The 1275-nt window shown below is 68.6% G+C and carries 1 protein-coding gene; it reads left to right on the top strand.

Going from position 1 to position 1275, the window contains the following annotated elements; translation table 11 throughout:
- Positions 1 to 34: 34 nt before the first annotated feature.
- A partial coding sequence (locus DQW85_RS22850; protein WP_240197362.1) for a condensation domain-containing protein occupies positions 35 to 1275 on the top strand: 1241 nt, incomplete at its 3' end.

The following is a 1275-nucleotide window of genomic DNA, read 5'->3' as shown; positions in this document are numbered from 1 at the left end:
GGATGCGGTGGCCGCCGGGGCGCGGGTGGCGGATGTGTATCCGTTGACCTCGGTCCAGCAGGGAATCCTCTTCCACGCGCTCCAGGCGCCGGCCGGGTCAGGCGTGTACGTCGCACAGGGACTCTACGAGCTGGCGGGGCGCGAGCTCGATGCGGGCGCGTTCGAGCGGGCGTGGAACGAGGTCGTCCAACGGCACTCGGCGCTGCGTACGGGATTCGTCTGGGAGGGCGTGCCCGAGCCCGTTCAGGTGGTGCACGAGCGGGTGGAGGTCCCGTTCGAGGCCCTCGACTGGTCGGGGATCGGCGAAGAGGACCAGCAGGCGCGCTTCGACGAGTTGCTGGCCGCCGACCGCGAGCGCGGCTTCGACCTGGGCCGTCCCCCGCTGATGCGCGTGACGCTGATCGACCGGGGCGACTCCCGCTACTGGCTGGTGTGGACGATGCACCACATCTCCACCGACGGGTGGAGCCTGCCCATAGTCCTGGACGACCTCACCCAGGTCTACGAAGCACTGTGCCGCGACGAGCAAGTGGCACTGCCCGCCGTGCGGCCGTACCGCGACTTCATCGCCTGGCTCCAGGAGCGGGAGCCGGGTGAGGCGGAGGAGTTCTGGCGGGGGTATCTGGCCGGCTTCGACGCGCCCACTCCGTTGCCGGTGAACCGGCAGGCGAGCACGCACTGGGCGCAGGAGCGCGTACGGCTGGAGCTCCCGCGTGAGGTGACGGAGGGGCTGGAACGGCTCGCCCGGCAGGCCCGCGTGACGCTCGGCACGGTGGTGCAGGCGGCGTGGGCGTTGCTGCTGTCGCGCTACAGCGGCGAGTCCGACGTGATGTTCGGTCTGACGGTGTCCGGCCGTCCGGCGGAGCTGACCGGGATGGAGTCGATCGTCGGGCTGTTCATCAACACCCTGCCGTTGCGCGCTCGGGTGCCTTCCGACGTGGCATTCGTGGAGTGGCTTCGCGAGTTGCAGGACAACCAGGTGGCGATGCAGCGGTACGAGTACACGCCGCTGGTCGACATCCAGCGGTACTCGGAGGTGCCTCGCGGCACGTCGTTGTTCGACAGCATCGTCGTGCTGCAGATCTCGCCCCAGTCCGAAACGGGCTCCTTCGACCTGCTGGACTATGTCGAACTGGGCAACTATCCGCTGAACGTCGCCGTGTTCGCAGGGGAGCGGCTCGCGCTGGAAGTGACCTATTCGATCGCGGCTTTTGATGGGGTGACGGTTGGGGGGGTGTTGGAGTCGTTGGGTGTGGTGTTGGGGGTGGTGGCTGG

Origin of the sequence: Nonomuraea lactucae (assembly GCF_003313395.1) — a bacterium.
Lineage (GTDB): Bacteria > Actinomycetota > Actinomycetes > Streptosporangiales > Streptosporangiaceae > Nonomuraea > Nonomuraea lactucae.
This window is presented reverse-complemented; position numbering and strand designations above follow the sequence as displayed.